This is a genomic window from Blastomonas aquatica (assembly GCF_014639875.1).
In the GTDB taxonomy this organism is placed as follows: Bacteria; Pseudomonadota; Alphaproteobacteria; order Sphingomonadales; family Sphingomonadaceae; genus Blastomonas; species Blastomonas aquatica.
This window is the reverse complement of record NZ_BMGD01000011.1, coordinates 2501-5823: the sequence shown is the minus strand read 5'-3', so window position 1 is coordinate 5823 and position 3323 is coordinate 2501. Positions and strand designations below refer to the sequence as shown.

Below are 3323 nucleotides of genomic sequence, written 5' to 3'. Positions count from 1 at the left end.
TGGGTTTGTTGAGTTGGTTGCGGGAGTAGGATTTGAACCTACGACCTTCAGGTTATGAGCCTGACGAGCTACCGGGCTGCTCCATCCCGCGCCACCAACGTGCCCTGTGTGAGATAGTCCTGTTTCCAGGCGCGATCTCCAGAGGGCCGAAAACCGCCCGCGGCATATTGCCGGGGGCGGTTGTTCGACGATCATGAATGGGTTTTTTTCCATATGCACCGGCTTCAATGCCTGGCGACGCCCTACTCTTCCAACGCTTAAGCGGTAGTACCATCGGCGCAGTCAGGTTTCACGTCCGAGTTCGAGATGGGATCGGGTGGGTCACTGACGCTATGGCCACCAAGCAATGAAGCAGGTGCATATGGTTTTTAATCGATGCGTTTATACATTCAGGTCCTGCCAGATTTTGGCAAGTTTTGAAGACGTTCGTTTTGGCGAATATCCGGCTTAATCATCCTTACACCAATGTTGTCATTGATGGTGGAACTCTCAAGCGCGAACAGAGTGATTAGGACCGGTTAGCTTCATGCATTACTGCACTTCCACACCCGGCCTATCAACGTGGTGGTCTTCCACGACTCGATGATAACTTATCTTGAGGGAGGCTTCCCGCTTAGATGCTTTCAGCGGTTATCCCGTCCATACATAGCTACCCTGCTGCACTCCTGGCGGAATGACAGGTACACCAGAGGTATGTTCAACCCGGTCCTCTCGTACTAGGGTCAACTCCTCTCAATTATCGACGCCCACGGCAGATAGGGACCAAACTGTCTCGCGACGTTCTGAACCCAGCTCACGTACCACTTTAATTGGCGAACAGCCAAACCCTTGGGACCTGCTCCAGCCCCAGGATGTGATGAGCCGACATCGAGGTGCCAAACGATTCCGTCGATATGAGCTCTTGGGAATCATCAGCCTGTTATCCCCGGCGTACCTTTTATCCGTTGAGCGATGGCCCTTCCACGAGGGACCACCGGATCACTATGACCGACTTTCGTCTCTGCTCGACTCGTCAGTCTCGCAGTCAGGCGGGCTTATGCCATTGCACTCTAACAGACGGTTTCCAACCGTCCTGAGCCCACCATCGCGCGCCTCCGTTACTCTTTAGGAGGCGACCGCCCCAGTCAAACTACCCGCCACAGAGGGTCCCTGCACCGGATAACGGTGCTAGGTTAGACATCAGAAAACAACAGGGTGGTATTTCACCTATGGCTCCACGACAGCTGGCGCCGTCGCTTCAAAGCCTCCCACCTATGCTACACAGTTCTTTCCTAATGCCACTCTGAAGCTGCAGTAAAGGTGCACGGGGTCTTTCCGTCTAACCGCGGGTACTCCGCATCTTCACGGAGAATTCAATTTCGCTGAGCATGTACTGGAGACAGTGGGGAAGTCGTTACGCCATTCGTGCAGGTCGGAACTTACCCGACAAGGAATTTCGCTACCTTAGGACCGTTATAGTTACGGCCGCCGTTTACTGGGGCTTCAATTCAGAGCTTGCACTCCTCCTCTTAACCTTCCAGCACCGGGCAGGCGTCAGGCCCTATACGTCGTCTTGAAGCCGACTTAGCAGAGCCCTGTGTTTTTGCTAAACAGTCGCTACCCCCTGGCTTGTGCCCCCTACACACGGTTGCCCGCATGTAGGGCCTCCTTCTCCCGAAGTTACGGAGGTAATTTGCCGAGTTCCTTCAGTACACTTCTCTCAAGCGCCTTGGTATACTCTACCATCCCACCTGTGTCGGTTTAGGGTACGGTCTATACGGAGGGGCTATTTCCTGGGACAACTTCGAAGCCAGACCAATCCAATAAGGCCTGACAACTTACGCCATCCGTCACACACCTCCAGGCCCACGAATATTAACGTGGTTCCCATCGACTACCCCCTTCGGGCTCGTCTTAGGGGCCGGCTTACCCTGCTCAGATTAGCTTTAAGCAGGAACCCTTGGGATTTCGGCGAGAGGGCATCTCACCCTCTTTATCGCTACTCATGTCAGCATTCGCACTTCCGATACCTCCACGGTCGGTTACCCTCCCGCTTCATCGGCCTACGGAACGCTCCGCTACCGCTTGGATCCGAAGATCCAAACCCTAAGCTTCGGTACGTATCTTGAGCCCCGTTACATTTTCGCCGCAGGATCTCTTATTTAGACCAGTGAGCTGTTACGCTTTCTTTAAAGGATGGCTGCTTCTAAGCCAACCTCCTGGTTGTTTTGGAAATCCCACATGCTTTCCCACTTAGATACGATTTGGGGACCTTAGCTGTAGGTTAGGGCTGTTTCCCTTTTGACGACGGACCTTAGCACCCGCCGTCTGTCTCCCGGACTAACTCGATGGTATTCGGAGTTTGGTTAGGTTTGGTAGATCTCGCGACCCCCTAGCCCATCCAGTGCTCTACCCCCATCGGTAAACATCCGAGGCACTACCTAAATAGTTTTCGCGGAGAACCAGCTATTTCCCGGCTTGATTGGCCTTTCACCCCTAAACACAACTCATCCGACAATTTTTCAACATTGAACGGTTCGGCCCTCCAGTGCGTGTTACCGCACCTTCAGCCTGGTCATGCCTAGATCGCCGGGTTTCGGGTCTAATCCATCAAACTCAGTCGCCCTATTCAGACTCGCTTTCGCTGCGCCTACACCTAACGGCTTAAGCTTGCTTGATAGATTAAGTCACTGACCCATTATACAAGAGGTACGCTGTCAGGTCTCAAGGACCCTCCAACTGATTGTAAGCATTCGGTTTCAGGTACTGTTTCACTCCCCTCATCGGGGTGCTTTTCACCTTTCCCTCACGGTACTTGTTCGCTATCGGTCATGTACGAGTATTTAGGCTTGGAGGGTGGTCCCCCCATGTTCAGACAGGATTTCACGTGTCCCGCCCTACTCGAGTCCTGATGTTTCACTTTCGCATACGGGGCTGTCACCCGCTATGGCCAAGCTTTCCAGAATGTTCTGCTAATTAAACACCAGGCACTGGCCTGGTCCGCGTTCGCTCGCCACTACTAACGGAATCTCGGTTGATGTCTTTTCCTCCGGGTACTGAGATGTTTCAGTTCTCCGGGTTCGCTTCACGAAACCTATTTTATTCAGTTTCGAGATACCTTTGCCCAATTACCCAGCCCGTGAAAAAATCACGGGCGAGATAATCGGGATAGGTGGGTTTCCCCATTCGGAAATCGCGGGATCAAAGCTTGCTCACAGCTCCCCCACGCTTATCGCAGCGTGCCACGTCCTTCATCGCCTGTACATGCCAAGGCATCCACCAAATGCTCTTACCTCACGCTTGAGAGTCCACACCACCAATGACAACATTGGTCGATGGATAAG

1 tRNA gene and 2 rRNA genes are annotated in these 3323 nt (G+C 53.1%); all 3 read right to left on the bottom strand.

Annotated features, from left to right (window positions below):
- Nucleotides 1-14: 14 nt before the first annotated feature.
- The 3 genes from IEW00_RS17255 to IEW00_RS17245 all read right to left on the bottom strand — a co-directional run bounded on the left by IEW00_RS17255 (nt 15) and on the right by IEW00_RS17245 (nt 3282).
- A tRNA-Met gene (locus IEW00_RS17255) sits at nt 15-91 on the bottom strand.
- A 138-nt stretch (nt 92-229) separates the two neighbouring features.
- A 5S ribosomal RNA gene (gene rrf / locus IEW00_RS17250) occupies nt 230-344 on the bottom strand.
- 144 nt (nt 345-488) lie between these two features.
- Nucleotides 489-3282 (bottom strand): 23S ribosomal RNA (locus tag IEW00_RS17245).
- Nucleotides 3283-3323: the final 41 nt, after the last annotated feature.